Source organism: Iodidimonas sp. SYSU 1G8, from assembly GCF_039655775.1.
In the GTDB taxonomy this organism is placed as follows: Bacteria; Pseudomonadota; Alphaproteobacteria; order SMXS01; family SMXS01; genus RI-34.
In genome coordinates this window covers 117,333-137,937 of record NZ_JBBYXJ010000002.1, presented here as the reverse complement: position 1 = coordinate 137,937, position 20,605 = coordinate 117,333, and the positions used below count along the sequence as shown (strand labels likewise).

General features: G+C 66.0%; 19 protein-coding genes. 17 read left to right on the top strand and 2 right to left on the bottom strand.

What is annotated here, in order from left to right:
- Window positions 1-62: 62 nt before the first annotated feature.
- Entirely contained in the window at window positions 63-2,324 is a 2,262-nt protein-coding gene (locus WJU17_RS11620; RefSeq protein WP_346327564.1) for an NADP-dependent malic enzyme, read from the bottom strand.
- A gap of 254 nt (window positions 2,325-2,578) precedes the next feature.
- Between WJU17_RS11620 and mutS the strand changes: the two genes are divergently transcribed.
- The 10 genes from mutS to WJU17_RS11570 all read left to right on the top strand — a co-directional run bounded on the left by mutS (window position 2,579) and on the right by WJU17_RS11570 (window position 14,604).
- A complete protein-coding gene (gene mutS / locus WJU17_RS11615) occupies window positions 2,579-5,215 on the top strand; it encodes a DNA mismatch repair protein MutS (RefSeq protein ID WP_346327563.1) in 2,637 nt (878 codons plus the stop codon).
- 48 nt (window positions 5,216-5,263) lie between these two features.
- Window positions 5,264-8,095 carry a [protein-PII] uridylyltransferase gene (locus tag WJU17_RS11610; protein WP_346327562.1) on the top strand — a complete coding sequence of 944 codons (2,832 nt, stop codon included), beginning with the start codon at window positions 5,264-5,266 and terminating at the stop codon, window positions 8,093-8,095.
- A 33-nt stretch (window positions 8,096-8,128) separates the two neighbouring features.
- Entirely contained in the window at window positions 8,129-9,709 is a 1,581-nt protein-coding gene (murJ, locus tag WJU17_RS11605) for a murein biosynthesis integral membrane protein MurJ (protein WP_346327561.1), read from the top strand.
- 64 nt (window positions 9,710-9,773) lie between these two features.
- Window positions 9,774-10,778, top strand: coding sequence for a tryptophan--tRNA ligase (gene trpS, locus WJU17_RS11600; RefSeq protein ID WP_346327560.1), 1,005 nt, complete (start codon window positions 9,774-9,776; stop codon window positions 10,776-10,778).
- 62 nt (window positions 10,779-10,840) lie between these two features.
- Complete coding sequence (locus WJU17_RS11595; RefSeq protein ID WP_346327559.1) at window positions 10,841-11,473, top strand: DUF4136 domain-containing protein; 633 nt, start codon at window positions 10,841-10,843, stop codon at window positions 11,471-11,473.
- A 113-nt stretch (window positions 11,474-11,586) separates the two neighbouring features.
- On the top strand, window positions 11,587-12,066 hold the full coding sequence (locus WJU17_RS11590) for a universal stress protein (protein ID WP_346327558.1): 480 nt from the start codon (window positions 11,587-11,589) through the stop codon (window positions 12,064-12,066).
- Between the two features lie 74 nt (window positions 12,067-12,140).
- Window positions 12,141-12,692, top strand: a complete 552-nt coding sequence (locus tag WJU17_RS11585; RefSeq protein ID WP_346327557.1) for a NifU family protein — start codon at window positions 12,141-12,143, stop codon at window positions 12,690-12,692.
- Between the two features lie 156 nt (window positions 12,693-12,848).
- The gene (locus WJU17_RS11580; protein WP_346327556.1) at window positions 12,849-13,442 is read left to right on the top strand and encodes a malonic semialdehyde reductase; all 594 of its coding nucleotides are present in this window, start codon (window positions 12,849-12,851) and stop codon (window positions 13,440-13,442) included.
- Window positions 13,443-13,453: 11 nt separating this feature from the next.
- Window positions 13,454-14,125 (top strand): tRNA (adenosine(37)-N6)-threonylcarbamoyltransferase complex dimerization subunit type 1 TsaB, encoded by a 672-nt coding sequence (tsaB, locus tag WJU17_RS11575; RefSeq protein WP_346327555.1) that lies wholly within the window; start codon window positions 13,454-13,456, stop codon window positions 14,123-14,125.
- Window positions 14,122-14,604, top strand: coding sequence for a GNAT family N-acetyltransferase (locus tag WJU17_RS11570; RefSeq protein WP_346327554.1), 483 nt, complete (start codon window positions 14,122-14,124; stop codon window positions 14,602-14,604). Before tsaB ends, WJU17_RS11570 begins: the two co-directional genes overlap by 4 nt.
- Here WJU17_RS11570 and WJU17_RS11565 read toward each other — a convergent pair.
- Window positions 14,597-14,842, bottom strand: coding sequence for a sulfurtransferase TusA family protein (locus WJU17_RS11565; RefSeq protein ID WP_346327553.1), 246 nt, complete (start codon window positions 14,840-14,842; stop codon window positions 14,597-14,599). The genes WJU17_RS11570 and WJU17_RS11565 overlap by 8 nt on opposite strands.
- A 103-nt stretch (window positions 14,843-14,945) precedes the next feature.
- On the opposite strand from WJU17_RS11565, the gene WJU17_RS11560 reads away from it, so the two are divergent.
- From WJU17_RS11560 to WJU17_RS11530, 7 genes are all read left to right on the top strand, one after another.
- Window positions 14,946-15,374, top strand: coding sequence for a MucR family transcriptional regulator (locus WJU17_RS11560; RefSeq protein ID WP_346327552.1), 429 nt, complete (start codon window positions 14,946-14,948; stop codon window positions 15,372-15,374).
- Window positions 15,375-15,422: 48 nt separating this feature from the next.
- Window positions 15,423-15,842, top strand: a complete 420-nt coding sequence (locus WJU17_RS11555) for a Fur family transcriptional regulator (RefSeq protein ID WP_346327551.1) — start codon at window positions 15,423-15,425, stop codon at window positions 15,840-15,842.
- 6 nt (window positions 15,843-15,848) lie between these two features.
- Complete coding sequence (locus WJU17_RS11550) at window positions 15,849-16,685, top strand: 1-acyl-sn-glycerol-3-phosphate acyltransferase (protein ID WP_346327550.1); 837 nt, start codon at window positions 15,849-15,851, stop codon at window positions 16,683-16,685.
- A gap of 81 nt (window positions 16,686-16,766) precedes the next feature.
- Window positions 16,767-18,152 (top strand): tRNA (N6-isopentenyl adenosine(37)-C2)-methylthiotransferase MiaB, encoded by a 1,386-nt coding sequence (gene miaB, locus WJU17_RS11545; RefSeq protein ID WP_346327549.1) that lies wholly within the window; start codon window positions 16,767-16,769, stop codon window positions 18,150-18,152.
- Between the two features lie 33 nt (window positions 18,153-18,185).
- On the top strand, window positions 18,186-19,217 hold the full coding sequence (locus WJU17_RS11540) for a PhoH family protein (RefSeq protein ID WP_346328941.1): 1,032 nt from the start codon (window positions 18,186-18,188) through the stop codon (window positions 19,215-19,217).
- Window positions 19,218-19,231: 14 nt separating this feature from the next.
- Window positions 19,232-19,705 carry an rRNA maturation RNase YbeY gene (gene ybeY, locus WJU17_RS11535; RefSeq protein ID WP_346327548.1) on the top strand — a complete coding sequence of 158 codons (474 nt, stop codon included), beginning with the start codon at window positions 19,232-19,234 and terminating at the stop codon, window positions 19,703-19,705.
- Window positions 19,702-20,604, top strand: coding sequence for a hemolysin family protein (locus tag WJU17_RS11530; protein ID WP_346327547.1), 903 nt, complete (start codon window positions 19,702-19,704; stop codon window positions 20,602-20,604). Before ybeY ends, WJU17_RS11530 begins: the two co-directional genes overlap by 4 nt.
- The last annotated feature ends 1 nt before the right edge of the window (window position 20,605 follow it).

The window sequence follows — 20,605 nt, the reverse complement described above, 5'->3', positions numbered from 1 at the left end:
GAAAACGGGCGCGTCCTCGAGGACGCGCCCGTTTCTTTTTGCGAGAGGCGTCTACCCTTGGACTAGAGCAGTTCCGCGCCGAAGGCGGCGAGGGCGGCCATGTTGACCAGGTCGGAGGCACCGGCGTTCATCGGCACGATCTGCACCGAGCGCTCCAGGCCGCTCAGCAGCGGGCCGATGACGGTGCCGCCGCCCAGCTCCTGCAGCAGCTTGGACGACAAATTGGCCGAATGCAGCGCCGGCATGACCAGCACGTTGGCCGGACCCGACAGGCCCATGAACGGATAGAGCTTCTGCAACTCCGGGTTCAGCGCGACGTCGGCGGACATTTCGCCGTCGAACTCGAAGTCGGGCTTCTGTTCGGCGAGCATGCGCACTGCCTCGCGGATGTGATCGCTGCGGAAGCCTTCCGGGTGACCGAAATTGGCATAGGACAACAGGGCGACGCGCGGTTCGTGGCCGAAGCGGCGGGCGGTCGCGGCGGCACCCTTGACGATCTGGACCAGCTGCTCGGCCGTCGGCAGTTCGTTGACCTGGGTGTCGGCCATGAACACGGTGCGGTCGCGTGTGACGATCATGGACAGGCCGAACACGGTGTGCGCGGGCAGCGGGTCGATGACGCGGCGGATTTCCTCGTAGGTGACGAAGTAATTACGGGTCAGGCCGGTGACGACGGCGTCGGCGTGGCCAAAGGCGACCATGCAGGCGGCGAACACGTTGCGGTCGTTATTCACCATGCGCACGCAGTCGCGGTACAGCGAGCCGCTGCGCTGCAGCCGCTTGTACAGGAAGTCGGCATAGGCCTCGTTGTTCTGGCTCTCGCGCGCGTTGTGCACCTCGATGCCGGCCAGATCCTCGATTCCCATGGCCGCCATGCTGGCGTGGATGAGCTCCTCGCGGCCGACCAGCAGCGGCGTGCCGTAGCCTGCGTTGCGGAACGCGATGGCGGCGCGGATGACCTTTTCCTCCTCGCCCTCGGCGAACACCACGCGCTTGGGCGTGGTGCGCACGCTCTGGTAGATGTTCTGCAGGAAGTCCGCGGTCGGGTTGAGGCGGCCGCTCAGCTTGGCGCGGTAGGCGTCCATGTCCATGATCGGACGGCGGGCGACGCCGGACTCCATGGCCGCCTGGGCGACGGCGGCGGGAATGCGGCTGATCAGGCGCGGGTCGAACGGCGCCGGAATGATGTAGCCCGGACCGTAGGACGGGCGATTGCCGGCGTAGGCGACGGCGACTTCATCGGGCACGTCCTCGCGCGCCAGCTCGGCCAGGGCGCGGGCGGCGGCGATCTTCATGTCCTCGTTGATGGTGGTCGCGCGCACGTCGAGCGCGCCGCGGAAGATGTAGGGGAAGCCCAGCACGTTGTTGACCTGGTTCGGATAGTCCGACCGGCCGGTGGCGACGATGGCGTCGGTGCGGATGGCGTCCACTTCCTCGGGGGTGATTTCCGGGTCGGGATTGGCCATGGCGAAGATGATCGGGTTCGGCGCCATGCTGGCGACCATCTCGGCCGAATAGGCGCCTTGGGCCGACAGGCCCATGGCCACGTCGGCGCCGGCCATGGCTTCGGCCAGCGTGCGGTGGTCGGTGACCACGGCATGCGCCGATTTCCACTGGTTCATGCCTTCGGTGCGGCCCTGGTACAGCACGCCCTTGGTGTCGCAGACGATGACGTTGTTGTGCGGCACGCCCATGGCCTTGATCAGCTCGACGCAAGCGATCGAGGCGGCGCCGGCGCCATTGACAACGACCTTCACGTCCCGGATGTCACGGCCGGTCAGGTCCAGCGCGTTGATCAGGCCGGCGGCGGCGATGATCGCCGTGCCGTGCTGGTCGTCATGGAACACGGGGATGTTCATCAGCTCGCGCAGCCGCTGCTCGATGATGAAGCACTCGGGCGCCTTGATGTCCTCGAGGTTGATGCCGCCAAAGCTGGGCTCCAGCAGGCGAACGCAATTGATGAAATCCTCGACGTTCTCGGTATCGACCTCTAGATCGATGGAATCCACGTCGGCGAAGCGTTTGAACAGAACCGCCTTGCCTTCCATCACCGGCTTGGACGCCAGCGCGCCCAGATTGCCCAGGCCCAGAATGGCGGTGCCATTGGAAATCACCGCGACCAGATTACCCTTGGAGGTGTAGTCATAGGCGCAGGACGGATCTTCCGCGATCGCGCGCACCGGCACGGCGACGCCGGGCGAATAGGCCAGCGACAGGTCGCGCTGGGTTGCCATCGGCTTGGTGGAGACGATTTCGATTTTGCCCGGCTGACCCATCGTGTGGAACAGCAGCGCTTCGCGATCGGTGAATTTCTGTTCGGCCATGAAACTTCTTGTCGGGTTGGGGGGCGGGCTGGCAATCGGTAGAGGCGGGCGGTACCATAGGAGCGCCCATCTGTCACCCTCCATTACGGAAAAGGACGTGCCTCAATTGCGCATTCGCGAAACTTTCTTCCGATTTTGATCGCCCTGGGGATGGATCGTTAGGTGTTGGACCTCGATAACGTTATTTTATGTCTTTAACACGCTCTTCCGAGAACGCAACCCCGAATACGGCCGCGCCCGAGGGCGCGACGCCGATGATGGCTCAATATCTGGAGATCAAGGCGCAGTACCCCGACAGCCTGCTGTTCTACCGGATGGGCGACTTCTACGAGATGTTCTTCGACGACGCCGTCAAGGCGGCGGAGGCACTCGACATCACGCTGACCAAGCGGGGCCGGCACCAGGGCGAGGATATCGCCATGTGCGGCGTGCCGGTCCATGCGTCCGACGGGTATCTGGCGCGGCTGATCCGCAAGGGCTTTCGCGTCGCCGTGTGCGAGCAGATCGAGGACCCGGCCGAGGCCAAGAAGCGCGGCTCCAAATCGGTCGTGCGGCGCGACGTGGTCCGGCTGGTCACCGCCGGCACGCTGACCGAGGAAACCCTGCTCGATGCGCGCCGCCACAATTACCTGGCCGCGCTGGGACGGGCCGAGGGCGCGCTGGCGCTGGCCTGGCTCGACATGTCGACGGGCGATTTTTCCACGGGACCGACCACGGCCGAGGATCTGGAGGCGGACCTTGCCCGCCTGCAGCCCGGCGAGTTGCTGGTGCCGGAGACGCTGGGCGCGGTCGCCGAGGTGCGGGAGGCGCTGGATGATTGGCACACCGCGCTGACGCCGCTGCCATCCGCGCGGTTCAATTCCCAGCGCGGCGAGGAGGTGCTGAAGCGCCAGTTCGCCGTGGCGAGTCTCGATGGCTTCGGCGCCTTTACCCGGGCCGAACTGGCGGCGACGGGCGCGCTGGTCGCCTATCTGGACGATACCCAGAAAGGCACGCTGCCGCGTCTGCGGCCGCCGCAGCGGGTCGAGGCGCATGCCACCATGGCCATCGACGCCGCCACCCGCCGTAGCCTGGAACTGATCCGCAGCCAGCAGGGCGAGCGCGGCGGCACGCTGCTCTCGTGCATCGACCGCACGGTGACCGGCGCCGGCGCGCGCCTGCTGGCCGAGCGCCTGTCGTCGCCGCTGACCGATCCCGTCGAGATCGATCATCGCCTCGATGCCGTGGCCTGGTTCATGGAGCGTCCCGCGCTCGCCGCGAAGCTGCGCGACATGCTGCGGGCGTGCCCGGATCTGGAGCGGTCATTGTCGCGTCTGTCGCTGGGCCGTGGCGGCCCACGGGATCTGGCCGCCATCGCGCAGGGCCTGGCGCGCGCGGGCGAGATCCAGCAGTTGATCGGCAAGGCGGTGTCAGAGGTCGCGCTCAGCCGGGCGCCGCGCGTGATCGCGGTGGCCGCCGAGGATCTGGGCAGTCATGGCGGCCTCGTGGGCCTGCTGAGCGGCGCGCTGGTCGAGGAACCGCCGCTGATCGCCCGCGATGGCGGTTTCATTGCTCCGGGCCATGATCCGGCGCTGGACGAGCTGCGCCAGCTTCGCGACCAGTCCCGCCAGCTCGTCGCCGGGTTGCAGGGCCGCTACAAGGACCATACCGCGATCGCCAGCCTGAAGGTGAAGCACAACAACGTGCTCGGCTATTTCATCGAGGTGCCGGCCAGTCATGGCGACCGCCTGCTCAAGCCGCCGCTGAACGAGGTGTATATCCACCGGCAGACCATGGCCGGCGCGGTCCGGTTCAACACCACCGAACTGGCCGAGCTGGATTCGCGCATCAGCCGCGCCGCCGACCAGGCCCTGGCGCTGGAGTTGAGCCTGTTCGAGGCGCTTTCGGCGCAGGTGACGGCGGATTGGGCGGCGATCTCGCTGGCGGCGCGGGCGCTGGCCGTGCTCGATGTCGGCGCGGCGCTCGCCGACCTGGCCGCCGCGCACAATTACTGCCGGCCGCAGGTGGACGACAGCCTGGCCTTCGACATCAGGGGCGGGCGCCATCCGGTGGTCGAGGCCGCCGTCGCGGCCCAGTCGCGCGCCAGCTTCGTCGCCAATGACTGCGATCTGGGCGAGGGCAGGCGGCTCTGGCTCGTCACCGGTCCGAACATGGCGGGCAAGAGCACGTTCCTGCGCCAGAACGCGCTGATCGCGATCCTGGCCCAGATCGGCGCCTATGTGCCGGCCTCGTCCGCTCATCTCGGCGTGGTCGACCGCCTGTTCAGCCGCGTCGGGGCCAGCGACGACCTGGCGCGCGGCCGCTCGACCTTCATGGTCGAGATGGTCGAGACGGCCGCCATCCTCAACCAGGCGGGGCCGCGCTCGCTGGTGATCCTGGACGAGATCGGCCGGGGGACCGCCACCTATGATGGCCTGTCCATCGCCTGGGCGGCCGTCGAGCATCTGCACGACGTCAATCGCAGCCGGGGCCTGTTCGCCACCCATTATCACGAGCTGACGGCGCTGACCGGCAAGCTGGAGGCGCTCAGCCCGCACACCATGAAGGTGCGCGAATGGCAGGGCGAGGTGGTCTTCCTGCACGAGGTTGGACCCGGCGCGGCCGACCGGTCCTACGGCATCCAGGTGGCCCGGCTCGCCGGACTGCCGCCGGCCGTCGTCACCCGGGCTCAGGCCGTCCTCCAGAAGCTGGAAGCGGGCGGCCAGTCCGGGCCGGTCACCGGCCTCGCCGAGGACCTGCCGCTGTTCGCCGCGCATCTGCGCCAGAGCGCGCCGCCGCCAGCCAAGGCGTCGCCGCTCGCCGAGGCGCTGGCGGGCGTCAATCCGGACGAGATGACCGCGCGTCAGGCGCTTGATCTGGTCTACCGCCTGCGCGGATTGCTTGACGAATAGTGCGTCGCGGCAGTGGTAAATCGCCGTCTCAAGCCTTAGGTTAGGCGCATGCAACAGGTCGCCAACCGCAAAGCCATCATCGACCGTCAGGCGCTGATCGAGACGCTCGAGCGCCTTGCCGAGGAGTCCGCGGCCGACAAGCTGCGCGGCGTGCTGGTCAAGACGCTGCAGGACGCGCTTGCCGCCGGCGACGCCGAGGTGCGCCGCCGCCTGCACGCGGGCGAGGGCGGCCGCAAGGTGGCGCATGCGCGCTCGTTCCTGATCGACCAGCTGATCCGTGTGCTCTACGACTTCACGCTCGCCTACGAATATCGCGCCTCCAACCCGTCCAGTTCCGAGCACCTGTCGGTGGTCGCCGTCGGCGGTTACGGCCGCGCCGAGATGGCGCCGTTCTCCGACGTCGATCTGCTGTTCCTGCTGCCCTACAAGCAAACCGCCTGGGGCGAGCAGGTGGTCGAGTTCATGCTCTATGTCCTGTGGGATCTGGGTCTCAAGGTCGGATATTCGGTGCGCTCCGTCGAGGAGTGCCTGCGTCTGTCCCGCAAGGACCTCACGATCCGGACCGCCCTGCTCGAGATGCGCTATGTCTGGGGCGACCGCAATCTGTTCGAGGAGCTGCGTACCCGCTTCGACAAGGAAGTGGTCGCCGTTAGCGGCCCGGATTACGTGGAAGCCAAGCTGGCCGAACGCGACGAGCGTCACAAGCGCATGGGCGACAGCCGCTATCTGGTCGAGCCGAATCTGAAGGACGGCAAGGGCGGCCTGCGCGACCTGCATACGCTGTACTGGCTGCTGAAATATCTCTATCGCGCCGACGATGTGGGCGTTCTGGTGGAAAAGGGCGTGCTCTCGGCGACCGAGAAGCAGCGCTTCGACAAGGCCGAGAAGTTCCTCTGGACGGTGCGCTGCCATCTGCACGACATGGTCGGACGGGCCGAGGAACGGCTGACCTTCGATGTGCAGAAGCCGTTGTCGGAACGCCTCAACTATACCGATCACGCGGGCACGGCGGGTGTCGAGCGCTTCATGAAGCACTACTTCCTGGTGGCCAAGGACATTGGCGACCTGACCCGTATCTTCTGCGCCCATCTGGAAGATCAGCACCAGAAGAAACCGCTGCTGCGTCTGCCGCGCATCGGCCTGCGCCGGCGCGAGCTGGAAGGCTTCGAGGTGGAGGGCGACCGGCTGGGCTTCGCCGATCCCAAGGATATCGAGCGCGATCCAGTATCGATCCTGCGCCTGTTCCGCGTCGCCCAGAAACGCGAGCTGGACATTCATCCGGAAGCGCTGCGGCTGATCACGCGCAATCTGGGACGGATCGACAAGGCGGTGCGCAACGATCCCGAGGCGAACGCCATCTTCCTCGAGATGCTGACCTCGCCGAAGGATCCGGGGACGACCCTGCGCCGCCTCAACGAAGCCGGCGTGTTCGGGCGGTTCATTCCCGATTTCGGCCGTGTCGTGGCGCAGATGCAGCACGACATGTACCATCACTACACGGTGGACGAGCACACGATCCGCGCCATCGAGATCCTGTCCAAGATCGAAGCCGGCAATCTGGGCGACGAGCATCCAACCCTCCACAAGGTCATCCACAAGGTCCTGTCGCGCCGGGTGATGTATGTATCCGTGCTGCTGCACGACATCGCCAAGGGACGCGGCGGCGACCATTCGGTGCTGGGCGCCAAGGTGGCCGAGCGTCTCTGCCCGCGTCTGGGCTTCTCGGAGGGCGAAACCGAAGCGACGGCGTGGCTGGTGCGCTGGCATCTGCTGATGTCGAACACGGCCTTCAAGCGCGACATCAGCGACCCCAAGACCATCAAGGACTTCTGCGACGTGGTGCAGAGTCCCGAGCGTCTCCGCCTGCTGGTGTGCCTGACCGTCGTCGACATCAAGGCGGTCGGACCCGGTGTCTGGAACGGCTGGAAGGGCCAGTTGCTCCGCGAACTCTATTACAACGCCGAGGATTTCCTCACCGGCGGCCATCTGTCGGATGGCGCCGCCCGGCGCGCCCAGGCCGCGCGCGATGCCCTGCGCAAGGCGCTCGCCGACTGGTCCGACGAGGCCTTCGACGCCTATGCCAAGCGGCACTACGACCTGTACTGGACGGGCACGCCGCTCGAGGTGCAGATCGACGACGCGCGCCTCGTGGCCACCGCCGATGCCGCCGACGAGAGATACCGCCTCGCCGCCCGTTCCGACACGTTCCAGGCCGCGACCAACCTGACCATCTACACCCAGGATCATCCCGGCCTGTTCGCGCGGATCGCCGGCGCCATCGCGCTGCTGGATGCGTCCATCGTCGATGCGAAGATCTTCACCACCAAAGATGGCATGGCCCTCGATCATTTCACGATCCAGGACCGAGGCGGCACGGCCTTCACCGACAAGACCCGGTTGCAACGACTGGAAAAGACCATCCAGCAGACCATGGCGGGCGAGGTCATCCCGCGCCGCGAGTTGGCAAAGCCGCCGGCCATGCCCAGCCGTACCCGCAAGGTGTTCACGGTGGCGCCGATCGTGCTCATCGACAACAACGCCAGCCACACGCATACGGTGATCGAGGTGAACGGCCGCGACCGCCCCGGCTTCGTGCACGATGTGACGCGCGCGCTGTTCGATCTGAAGCTGACCATTTCTAGCGCCCATATCGCCACCTATGGCGAGCGGGCGGTCGATACGTTCTACGTGCGCGACCTGTTCGGACACAAGATCACGCATGAGGGACGCCTGAAGGCCATCGAGGACCGATTGCTGGAGGCGCTGCGCGAACCCCCGGGCGACCGGCGCGCCGCCAAGAAGGCCGAGACGAAGGACGAAGCCGCCCCAACGCCCAAACCCTCCGCCAAGGCCGCCAAGAATGCCGCTGCCGCCGAATAGCGCTCTTCCGTTTCTTCCGGCCTGAGGCGCCTCATGTCTCTGGGACGCGCGACCGCGACGATTGGCGGCTTCACGGCGATCAGCCGCGTGGCGGGGTTTGCCCGCGATATCCTGATGACCGGCGTGCTGGGCGCCGGTGTTGTCGCCGACTGCTTCGTCGTCGCCTTCAAGCTGCCGAACTTCTTCCGCCGCCTGTTCGCCGAAGGCGCGTTCAACGCCGCCTTCGTGCCGCTGTTCACCCGCAAGCTCACCGAGGACGAGACCGGCGCCAGCGCTCGCGTGTTCGCCGAGGAAACCTTGGCGGTACTGCTTACCGTGCTGCTCGCGTTCGTCGGGCTGGTGCAGGCGATCATGCCCTGGTTCATGCTGCTGCTGGCGCCGGGGTTCACCGGTGATCCGGCCAAGTTCGACCTGGCCGTCGAGCTGACTCGAATCACCTTTCCCTACCTGCTTTTCATCAGTCTCGTGTCGCTGCAGGGCGGCATTCTCAATGCCTGCGGGCGGTTCGCCGCCGTGGCCGGCACGCCGATCATCCTCAACCTGACCATGATCGCGGCCATGCTGTGGCTGACTGATTACCTGCCGGCGGGCCATGCGCTGGCCTGGGGCGTCACCGCGGGTGGGCTCGCCCAGTTCCTCTGGCTCTTCGGCTCGCTCCGGTCGGCGGGCATGGGCCTTCGGCTGCGCTGGCCCAGGCTCACCCCGAACGTGAAGCAGCTTCTGCTGCTGATGGCGCCGGCCGCGGTGGGCGCGGGCGCCATGCAGGTCAATCTGCTGATCGACATGATGATCGCCTCCTTCCTGCCGGCCGGTTCGATCTCGTATCTGTTCTATGCCGACCGGCTGAACCAGCTGCCCATCGGTGTCATCGGCGTCGCCGTCGGCACGGCCTTGCTGCCCATGCTGTCGCGCCAGGTGGCGGCGGGCCAGGAGGAGGATTCCCGGGCCAGCATGAATCGGGCGATGGAGATCGGCCTGTTCCTGACCATTCCCTGCGCCGTGGCGTCGATGATCGTGCCGGTGCCACTGATCGCCACCATGTTCGAGCGTGGCGAATTCACCGCCACCGACACCTGGAACACGGCGCTGACCCTGGCGGCCTTCGCCGCCGGCCTGCCGGCCTACATCCTGGTGAAGATCCTGACGCCGGGCTTCTTCGCCCGTCACGATACCCGCTCACCGGTACGCTATTCCATCGTCTGCCTGGTGCTGAACACGCTGATCAGCCTCGTCGTCCTGTTCGCGAGCCTACAGGGCTATTTCGAAAAGGCATTCGTCGGGCTGGCGGCGGCGACCGCCTTGTCGTCTTGGCTCAACGTGGCGTTCCTGACGCGGGGCCTGATGAAACGGGGTCATTTCAAGGTCGACGCGCGCCTGCGCCACCGCTTCCCGCGCATGCTCGCCGCGTCGGCGGTGATGGGCGCGGTTTTGTGGGGGCTGGCCTGGGCGCTCGGTCCGTGGTCGGGTCCGGAGGCGACCGAACTGCGCCGTGTCCTCGGCATGGCCGTGATCGTGACGTCCGGCATCCTGGTCTTCGGCGCCGTGGCCCACCTGACCGGCGCGGTGCGGCTGGGCGAGTTGCGCGGCATGCTGCGGGGCAAGACCGGGAGTTGAAAAAGCGGCATGAAAGGCCCATAACGCGGCGGCCATTGTGGCGTTCTGAAACAGGATCAATGACGTGACGGCGACGGTATTTTCGGGCGTGCAGCCCACGGGTAACCTGCATCTGGGGAACTATCTCGGCGCCATCCGCAACTGGGTGAAGATGCAGGATGAGTATGATTGCATCTATGCGATCGTCGACATGCACGCGATCACCCTGTTCCAGTCGCCGGAGGAGTTGCGCCGCAACACCCGCGAGGTGGCGGCGGCTGTGATCGCCTGCGGCGTGGACCCGTCGCGCGCCGTGCTGTTCAACCAGAGCCAGGTGCCCGGCCATGCCGAGCTGGCCTGGATCTTCAATTGCGTCGCCCGCATGGGCTGGCTGGCGCGCATGACCCAGTTCAAGGACAAGGCCGGCAAGCACCGCGAGCGGGCGAGCGTCGGCCTTTACGTCTATCCCAACCTGATGGCGGCGGACATCCTGCTCTACAAGGCGACGCACGTGCCGGTGGGCGAGGATCAGAAGCAGCATCTGGAACTGGCGCGCGACATCGCGCAGAAGTTCAACGTGGACTACGAGACCGATTTCTTCCCGCTGCCCGAACCGCTGATCCTGGGCGAGGCGACCCGCGTCATGTCGCTCAAGGATGGCACCAAGAAGATGTCCAAGTCCGATCCCGCCGAGGTGTCGCGCATCAATCTCAGCGACGGCCCGGACGAGATCGCGCGCAAGGTACGCAAGGCGCGGACCGATGCCGAGCCTTTGCCCGGCCTCGCCAAGGATCTGAAGGACCGGCCGGAAGCCCGCAATCTGGTCGGCATCTTCGCCGCCTTGTCCGACATGACCGCCGACCAGGTCTGCGCGCAGTATGATGGCGCGCAGTTCTCCGCCTTCAAGCAGGACCTGACCGATCTCGCGGTGGCCAAGCTGGGCCCGATCTCGGCCGAGTTCGAGCGGTTGCGGGGCGACCCGGCCTATGTGGAGGGCATTCTCAACCAGGGCGCCGCGCGGGCCCATGAGCGGGCCCAGCCCATCTTGCGCCAGGTCAAGGACATCGTGGGCTTCTTGCAGGCAGGATAAGGCGACTTATCTGTTAAGGTACTTCTTGATCCACGCCTTTGGGGGGCAGACGGAAAACGCCAATGGCCAATACATCAAAGATCATCGTTGCGCTCGCCGCGGTTCTCATGCTGGCGGGCTGCGCCAGCAAGTTCCGGTCCGACGTGTCGAGCTGGCACAGGCTGCCGGCCCCCAGCGGCGAAACCTTCGTCATCGATGCCAAGGACCCGCGCAAGCAGGGCAGCCTCGAATTCGCCCAGTACGCCAGTCTCGTCGCGGCCCAGCTGGAGCGGGTAGGTTACCGTTCCGCAGCGCGCGGCGGACAACCCGACCTCATCGTCCGGCTGGACTACGGCCTCGACGGCGCCCGTGAAAAGGTGCGCAGCTCGGGCGGCGGGTTGTATGGTGGCTACTACGGCTACCACCGGCCCTTCTGGGGTCCCTATGGCTGGGGCTATGGCGGCTTCGACGATTATCCTGACGTCCGGTCCTACACGGTCTATCAGCGCAAGCTGGAAATGGAGATCGCCGACGCGCGGAATCCGGGCCAGAATCTGTACGAAACCCGTGTCGTGAGCGATGGCCGCTCGAACCGGCTGGAAGAGGTGATGCCCCTGATGGTGCGCACGCTGTTCGAGGAATTCCCCGGTCCCAGCGGTGTCACCCGCGAGATCAGCATCGATCTCGACAAGGCGCCCGCGTCCAGCCGTTACTAGGATACCGCGAATATTCGGCAACGGGCGGCGAATGGATTCGCCGCCCGTTCCTGTTCTGTTACACTGCGCGCCCGACAGCATTGGAGACCGCTCCCTTGTCAGTGTTGCAGCCCTTGGCAGACACCGCCGCCGACCGCCGCAAGTTCCTGGTCGTGGTCGACGATACGCCCGAATGTCATAACGCGATGCGCTATGCCGCGCGCCGCGCGGCCAAGACCGGTAGTGGTGTCATTCTGTTGTTCGTGGTCGCCCCGCCGGAGTTCCAGCAGTTCGCCGGCATCGAGGCGGTGATGCGCGAGGAGGCGCACGAGGAGGCCCAGCAGGTCCTGCGGGCGCTCGCCACCCGGCTCAAGGCCGATACACAGATCGACGCCGAACTGATCGTGCGCGAAGGCAAGCCGGCCCCTGAAATCCTGCGCCTCGTGGCCGAGGATACGGCCATTCACGTGCTGGTCCTGGGGGCGGGCAATGGCTCCGATGGTCCGGGCCCGCTGGTCAGTTCCTTCGCCGGTCAGTTCGCCGCCACCATGCCGATTCCGCTCACCATCGTGCCCGGCCATCTCGACATGGCGCAGATCGACCGGATCGCCTGACCGACGCTGATGCTTGAAAAGCGCCTCGCCCTGGCGCATATGACGCTCAACCTTCCTCCGACCTGGAGACCGCCATGTTTATCGAAACCGAACGGACGCCCAACCCGGCGACGCTGAAATTCCTGCCCGGCCGCGAGATCATGGGCGACACGACGGTGCATTTCGCCAATGCGCAGGCCGCCGCCCGGTCACCGCTGGCGCTGCGTCTGTTCGACCTCGACGGTGTCGCCGCCGTGTTCCTGGGCAGCGACTTCATCACCATCACCACCGATGGCACCGACTGGCAGGACCTGAAGCCGGCGGTGCTGGGCGCCATCATGGAGCATCTGACGGCGGGTCTGCCGGTGGTGGAACAGGACACTGCCGCCGACGCGGTCACGGACAGCGGCGAGGAAGATGACGACGTGGTTCGCCAGATCAAGGACCTGCTCGACACGCGCGTGCGCCCCGCCGTGGCCCAGGATGGCGGGGATATTGTCTTCAAGGGCTTCGAGGACGGCATCGTCTATCTGCACATGCAGGGCTCGTGCGCCGGCTGCCCCAGCTCGACCGCCACGCTGAAGCACGGCGTCGAAAATCTCTTGCGCCATTTCGTGCCGGAAGTGGCGGAAGTCCGCCAGATCTGATCGGTCTTCTTCGCGCCCCGGGGCGCGGGCCTCTCACGGGCCGCCAGCCAGCACCGGGTGCGGGTTGGCGGCCTGTTTCGTTAACGGGCTGCTATTGGCCGAAAAGCGATCTAGATTGGCGAGGTCGCACCGCCTTACCACAAGAGGATAATTTCCGTGAGCGCCACCCTGTCCGACGAGCATCTCGACACCATCTTCCGCGCCGCCCGCACCCAGAACAAGTGGTTGCCCAAGCCGGTATCGGCCGAGCAGCTCGTGGCGATCTACGATCTGATGAAGTGGGGGCCGACCAGCGCCAATTGTTTTCCCATGCGGTTGGTCTTCGCGCATTCGCAGGCGGAGAAGGACCAGCTGGCGACCATGGTCTCGCCGGGCAATGTGGAGAAGGTGAAAACGGCGGGCGCCGTGGCCATCATCGGCCATGACATGAAGTTCTATGACCAGATTCCCAGGCTGTTTCCCCATGCGCCTGAAGCGCGGGAATGGTTCGCCAATGACGAGCAGGTGGCCGCCACCACCGCCTTTCGCAACGGAACGCTGCAGGGCGCCTATCTGATGATCGCGGCGCGGGCGCTTGGCCTGGATACGGGGCCCATGTCCGGATTCAACAACGCGGCGGTGGACGCGGCCTATTTCGCCGGCACGGATGTCCGGTCGAACTTCCTGTGCGCGATCGGTTACGGCGATCCCGATGGACTGTTTCCGCGCAGCCCGCGTCCCGACTTCGCGGAAATGTGCGACATCCGCTAGGAGCGGCGCCGATGCGCGTGCTGGCCTTCGATACGTCGCTTGGCGGTGGCTCCGTGGCCGTCGTGCACGGCGGCGTCTGTCTTGCCCGCGCCGACGAGGACCAGCCGCGCGCTCTCGTGGAACGGCTGTTGCCCATGATCGAGGATGTTCTTTCCCGCGCGGGAACCGGTTATGGCGATCTCGATCGCATCGTCACGACCGTGGGTCCGGGCACCTTCGCCGGCCTGCGCATCGGGGTCGCCGTGGCGCGCGGTCTCGGCGTCGCCACCGGCGTCGCCACCATGGGCGTGACCAGCCTGGAAGCGCTGGCGCAGGGCGCTCTCGGTGAAGCGGGCGAGGGCGAGGTCATCGTCTCCGTCATCGACGGCCGGCGCGGCCAGGTCTACCTCCAGACGTTCCGGGTTCTGGGCGGCGCGCCGCGACCGCTCATGGCACCATCGGCCGTCGATCTCGCCGACCTGCCGGGCGTCATGCCGTCCGGCCCCGGCCTCGTGGTCGGGTCGGGCGCGGCGCTTGTCGGCGGCCCGGCGCTCGGCGGCCTGCGCCTGCTGGCGGGGTTTTCGACGATCGATGCCGTCGCGGTGGCTGCGCTGGCGGCGGGGCGGGCACCAGGCGGGCCGCCGCGGCCCCTCTATCTGCGTGCGCCTGATGCCAAGCTGCCGGGGGGCATCGTTCCCGCATGAGCGCCAGCATGGACATCGTGAGTGTCGGCGAGTCGGCGGCAGAGCTTCTCGCCGCGCTGCACGCCGCCAGTTTCTCGCGCCCCGGCGATGAAAGCTGGTCATCCCGGGCCTTTGCCGACGTGCTCCGCATGCCCGGTTCCTTCTGCCTGCTCGCCCAGCTCCTCGACGGCGCCGACGCGCAGCCGATCGGTTTCTGCGCCTGCCGTGTCGCCGGCCCCGAGGCCGAACTGCTGTCGATCGGGGTCGTACCCGACCAGCGCAACCGGGGCATCGCGCGCCAGCTCATCGGGCGCAGCATCGCGCGGTGCCGCGCGGGCGGCGCACGCGATATGTTTCTCGAGGTGGCCGAGGACAATCCGAATGCCCAGCGACTGTATCGGTCTCTCGGGTTTCATCAGGTAGGCCGGCGCAGGGGCTATTATCTGCGTCTGGCCGAAAGCAGGGTCGATGCCCTGACCATGTGCCTCGATCTCAGCTAGCCGCGACCCGGATCCGCACGCGGTAAATGCCGGCTTCGGCGGTCTCCTCGATACTCAAAACCCGGTGACCCAAGTCCTGAACGGCAGCGGGAACGTTTTTCAGTGGCTCGCCATCGCGCATGATGATTTCCGCGATCTCTCCAGGCGCCATCCGCTCCAGAAGCAGCCGAGTTTTCACGAAGGTCATGGGGCATAATAGGCCGGTAATATCGAGTTGGCGATTTGCTTGTTCTGTCATCTTCTTACAGGTTTTCCATCATGACTATCGCGGTTGCCTCGGCATTCTCTTCGGCCTATAAGACGGAAGATTTCCACTAGTCAAACAGAAAGCTAGGGCCCTTATGCCAAATGAAACCAAAGAGAACGTCGATCGTGGCGACCTGCTTGCGCTGACATCCGATATCGTTTCCGCGCATCTGGCGAATAATAGCGTTGCCATGGCCGATGTTCCGCACCTGATCGAGCAGGTGTACTATACGCTCACCAAGCTGGGCGCCGAAGCACCGGAAGAGCCGGTCGAGAAGGCCAAGCCCGCCGTCCCGGTTCGCCGCTCGGTCATGCCGGACTACATCATTTGCCTGGAAGATGGTAAGAAGCTGAAGATGCTGAAGCGGCATCTGCGGACCGCGTACAACATGTCGCCCGAGGAATATCGGGAGAAGTGGGCCCTGCCGGCGGATTATCCCATGGTGGCCCCGAACTACGCGGCCCAGCGGCGCACGCTGGCGAAGAAAATCGGCCTCGGAACCAAGCGCGGCCGCAGGAAGTAACGGGTCTCCGGCGCGGGCGCGTCCGGAACCCCTCGACAAAGGTGAGGTATGCCGGACCGTCTCGAACAATTGTGTGTGGACAAGGGAATGCGGATGACCGATCAGCGCCGGGTGATTGCCCGGGTGCTTTCGGAAGCCACGGACCATCCCGACGTTGAAGAGCTCTACGCCCGCGCCGCCAAGATCGACAGCCATATCAGTATCGCGACGGTCTACCGGACCGTCCGGCTGTTCGAGGAAGCGGGCATTCTGGAGCGTCACGACTTTCGGGATGGCCGCGCGCGCTACGAGGAAGTGCCCGAGCGCCATCACGATCACCTGATCGACGTTCATACCGGCAATGTGATCGAATTCCGCAACGAGGACATCGAGAAGCTGCAGGAATTCATCGCCCGGGAACTGGGCTACAAGCTGGTCGATCACCGGCTCGAGCTCTATGGGGTTCCGCTGGCCAAGGAAGGTTCCTGAGCCTCGATGCCTATCAGCCGCCGGACCAATGCCCGGAAGCTGCCGCTGAGCGAGATGCGCGCCGTCATCCTGCTCGTCGGCGCCGCGCTCTGCCTGCTGCCGGTCATTATCCTGCAGCCGATCCTGCTGCGCCTGCCGGGGCGGGCGAAGGAGTGGTTGCCCTATTGGTACTTCAAGATCTCCAGCCACATTCTCGGGATCGACACGGTGGTGCATGGCGCGCCGTCTCGCGAGAGTCCGGTGCTGTTCATCGCCAACCACATCTCCTGGGTCGATATCTTTGCGCTGGGCGGCGTGATGAAGCCATCCTTCGTCGCCCGCGGCGACCTTGAGGGCTGGCCGTTCTTCGGCTGGCTCTCCACCCTGCGGCGGACGATCTTCATCGATCGTGAAAACCGCGCGCGCTCCGGCGCCCATCTGGAGCTCATGATCGAGCGCCTCGACGCGGGCGACAGCCTGATCCTGTTTCCCGAGGGCACCAGCTCCGACGGCACCCGCGTGCTGCCGTTCAAGAGCAGCCTGTTCGCGGTGGCCGAACGTTGGAAGGGCGCCAAGCCGCTGACGGTGCAGCCGGTGTCCATCGCCTATACCCGGATCAACTCCATGCCGCTCGGCCGTCATTTCCGGCCCTATGTGGGATGGTTCGGCGACATGTATCTGGGGCCGCACGTCTGGGATCTGATGACGCTCGGCCGCGTCACGGTCGTCATCACCTTCCATGCGCCGGTGACGCTCGATACCGTGGGAGGCCGCAAGGCCATGTCGGCCCATTGCCATTCGGAGATTTCCCGCCAGCTCGCGCTGCTCAACGCCGGTTACGAGCCGGTGGCCGATGCCGCCTGAGACCCCGGCGCGCGCGGCTTTTCTTGACTCCCGCCGGGCCGCTGCTACGGTCCGCCCCGTTCAGTCCCGAGGATAAGGCCCGTGGCGAAGAAGCGCCTGCATATCAAGACCTATGGCTGCCAGATGAACGTCTACGATTCGGCGCGCATGGCCGATATCCTGGCGCCGCTGGGCTATGAGACGACCGAAGCGCCCGACGACGCCGACCTGGTCATCCTGAACACCTGCCATATCCGTGAGAAGGCCGCCGAAAAGGTCTATTCGGAAGTGGGCCGTCTGCGCCTGCTCAAGGAGGAGAAGGCGCGCTCGGGCGGCCGCATGCTCGTTGCCGTCGGCGGCTGTGTCGCGCAGGCCCAGGGCGAGGAAATGATGCGCCGCGCGCCCTCCATCGATCTGGTGTTCGGGCCGCAGACCTATCACGATCTGCCCGACCTGCTGGGACGCGCCACCCGCGACCTGATGATGACCGGCCGCTCGCGCGTGGTGTCGGTCGACCTGTCGACGGACATCAAGTTCGACAAGCTGCCGGAAGAGGCCGCGCCGCAGGGCGTCAGCGCGTTCCTGACCATCCAGGAAGGCTGCGACAAATTCTGTTCCTTTTGCGTGGTGCCCTATACGCGCGGCGCCGAATATTCTCGGCCCATGGCCGACGTCCTTGCCGAGGCGGCGCGCATGGTGCGCCTGGGCACGGTGGACATCACCCTGCTGGGCCAAAACGTCAATGCCTATCATGGCGACAATGGCCATGGCGGCACCGCCGGGCTCGGCGAGCTGATGCGGCGCCTCGCCGACATCGACGGTCTGGAACGGATCCGTTACACGACCTCCCATCCGCGCGACGTGGATGACGACCTGATCGCCGCGCACCGCGACGTGCCGCAGATCATGCCCTTCCTGCACCTGCCGGTACAAAGCGGCTCGGACCGGATCCTCACCGCCATGAATCGGCGCCATACGGCGGCGCGCTACCGCGACATCGTCGCCCGGCTGCGCGATGCCCGGCCCGACCTTGCCCTGTCCAGCGATTTCATCGTCGGCTATCCGGGCGAGACCGACGCCGATTTCCAGGCGACCATGGATTTGGTGCGCGATGTCCGCTACTCCATGGCCTATTCGTTCAAGTACAGCCCGCGCCCCGGAACTCCGGCGGCGGATCTGGACGACCAGGTTCCGGAATCGGTGAAGTCCGAGCGCCTCGCGATCCTGCAAGCCGAATTGCTGCGCCAGCAGGAGGAGTTCAACGCCGCCTGCGTCGGTCGTATCCTGCCCGTGCTGCTGGAGCGTGATGGCCGTCATCCGGGCCAGCTCGTGGGCCGCAGCCCTTATATGCAGGCCGTCAGTGTCGATGCGGGTTCCGCTCAGGGTGATTTACGGGGTACCATCCACAATGTGGAAATCGGGGCCGTGCTGTCGAACAGCCTGCGCGGCCGGCTGATCGGCCCGGCAACCTTGGTGGCGGCGCAATGAGTGCGAGGAAAAGTGGCAGATAAATCGACGGGCATGCCTGGCGGCGCCGCGTCGACGGCCGAAAAGGTCGTCACCGATTTCAAGGACAATTCCCTTCTGGCCGAGTTGTTCGGCAAGCATGACAGCAATCTGGCGCTGATCGAAAAGCGCTTGGGCGTGACCATGTCGTCGCGCGGGAACAGGGTCTCCATCGACGGCCCCGCCGTCTCGGCCGATGCGGCCCGATCGGTGCTGCAGGCGCTGTACTCCCGGCTCGAGCGGGGCCAGACCGTGGAAACCGGCGATGTGGAAGGCGCGATTCGGCTGGCGGAAGCCACGCGGCCGGCGGGCTCGACCATCGACGATGTGGCGCAGCAGGCGGTGATCCGCACCCGCAAGCGCCTGATCACGCCGCGCTCGGCCAAGCAGTCGGAATATGTCCAGCGCATCCGCGAATCCGAGGTGGTGTTCGGTATCGGTCCCGCCGGCACGGGCAAGACCTACCTGTCGGTGGCCGTGGCGGTGGAGATGCTGCTGCAGGGCCGCGTCGACCGGCTGATCTTGTCGCGCCCCGCGGTCGAGGCGGGCGAGCGCATCGGCTTCCTTCCAGGCGACCTGAAGGACAAGATCGATCCCTATCTGCGTCCGCTCTACGACGCGCTGCACGACATGCTACCGGGCGACCAGGTCGCCAAGGCGCTGGAAAGCGGCGACATCGAGGTGGCGCCGCTCGCCTTCATGCGCGGCCGGACCCTGGCCAATTCCTTCATCATCCTGGATGAGGCGCAGAACACCACGCCGATGCAGATGAAGATGTTCCTGACCCGCCTGGGCGAGAATTCGCGCATGGTGATCGCGGGCGATCCCAGCCAGATCGATCTGCCGCTGGGCAGCAAGTCGGGCCTGCGCGATGCCCTCGATATCCTGGCCAACGTGCCCGATGTAGGCTTCGTGCACTTCGCCGAGGCCGATGTGGTGCGTCATCATCTGGTCACCAAGATCGTGCGAGCCTATAACGAGAACGACCGCCAGCGGCAGCTGGCCCAGGTCGCGAGACGCGCCCCGAATGGAGAGGACGGCGGCTGAACCCGCCGAAGCCCATGCTGACGGTAGAGACCGCTACGGAGTGCGACAGTTGGCTCGGGCCTCTGCCCGATCCCGATGAGTTCGCATGCCGGGTGCTGGCCGCCGTGCCCCTCGAGAGCGAGGCCGAGATCAGTCTGCTGTTCGCCGACGATGGCTTCGTCCGCGACCTGAACGCGCGCTACCGCGGCCAGGACAAGCCCACCAACGTGCTCTCGTTCCCCGCCCCGCCGAGCCCCGGCCCGCGCCAGCTCGGCGATATCGTGCTGGCCTACGAGACGGTGGCGCGCGAGGCGGCGGAGGCGGGCAAGCCGTTCAGCGATCACACGGCGCACCTTCTCGTGCATGGTCTGCTACACCTGCTTGGCTACGATCATGAGACCGACGCCGAGGCCGAGATCATGGAGCGGCGGGAAGCCGAGATTCTCGAAACGCTCGACATCCCCGATCCCTATGCGGAAAATAGGGCCAACACACAGATCCAGGCATGAACGACACATCCACGGAAGACGACAGTACGGCCAGCCTCAAGGGCTGGGTAAGCGGCATGATCACCCGCCTGCGCGGCCGAGAGCCCTCGTTGCGCGAGAGCCTCGAGGACGTGATCGAGGAACACCGGGACGATCCGTCCGACCTGACCGCCGAAGAGCGGATCATGCTCATGAACATCGTCTCGCTGCGCGGGCTGGAAGTGTCCGACGTGATGGTGCCCCGCGCCGACATCGTCGCCGTCGAGATGTCGCTGCCGCTCGATGGCCTGGTCCTGGCGTTCAAGGAAGCGGCCCATTCGCGCCTGCCGGTCTACCGGGACACGCTCGATGACGTGGCCGGCATGGTGCACGTGAAGGATCTGCTGTCGGCCTATGCCGAATCACGGGATCTGCCGACCCAGCCCTCGATCAACGACATCAAGCGACGTGTCCTGTTCGTGCCGCCGTCCATGCCGGTGATCGATCTGCTGTTGAAGATGCGCCTGAGCCGGATCCACATGGCGCTGGTGATCGATGAATATGGCGGCACGGATGGTCTCGTGACCATCGAGGACCTGATCGAAACCATTGTCGGCGATATCGACGACGAGCATGACGAACAGCTGACGCCGCTGATCATGCCACGCCCGTCGGGCCTGCTCGACGTCGATGCCCGCTGCCCGATCGAGGATTTGGAGGCGCAGCTGGGCATCGACCTGCTGCCGGAAGACCAGGAAGACTACATCGACACGGTCGGTGGTCTGCTGTTCTCGCTTTCCGGACGCGTGCCGCTGCGCGGCGAGGTGGTCGAGCATCCCTCCGGCGTCGAGTTCGAGGTGGTCGAGGCCGATGCGCGCCAGCTCAAGCGGGTCCGGGTGCGCAAGCCCAGGCCCGAGCTCAGTGGCGACACGCTGCCGTGAT